Origin of the sequence: Parendozoicomonas verongulae (assembly GCF_009711465.1) — a bacterium.
Taxonomy (GTDB): domain Bacteria; phylum Pseudomonadota; class Gammaproteobacteria; order Pseudomonadales; family Endozoicomonadaceae; genus Sansalvadorimonas; species Sansalvadorimonas verongulae.
In genome coordinates this window covers 1-349 of sequence record NZ_SMME01000192.1, presented here as the reverse complement: position 1 = coordinate 349, position 349 = coordinate 1, and the positions used below count along the sequence as shown (strand labels likewise).

The following is a 349-nucleotide window of genomic DNA, read 5'->3' as shown; positions in this document are numbered from 1 at the left end:
CGTGAGCGTGGCCGGTGGCACCTATACCGACCAAGGCAACGGGGAGTTCGGGCATACCAGCGGCACCAACCCGTTTGACCGCATCACCATTGATTACGAGTCCGGGCAGATTGATCTGTACAAGACCACCGGCTCTTATACCTCCAGCGGCTCAGCCAGCTATCGCCCCGGGGCGGTGTTGACTGGCGACATGGTCTCGGCTGAACAGGAAATCACCATCCAGAACCGGGGCTTTAACTACACCTTCGACTTGGGCCACGAGGGCATGCCGGAGCCGGGCACCCTGATTGTGTCCTATCTGGCGCTGGGTAAATGGTACGACATACAAGACACCGGCAACGGTCAGATG

Annotated in this window: 1 protein-coding gene; it reads left to right on the top strand. The window is 59.3% G+C overall.

Annotation, left to right across the window (positions count from 1 at the left end; genetic code table 11):
• The coding region (locus tag E1189_RS22140; protein ID WP_230459810.1) for a hypothetical protein at positions 1 to 349 on the top strand (349 nt) is incomplete at both ends.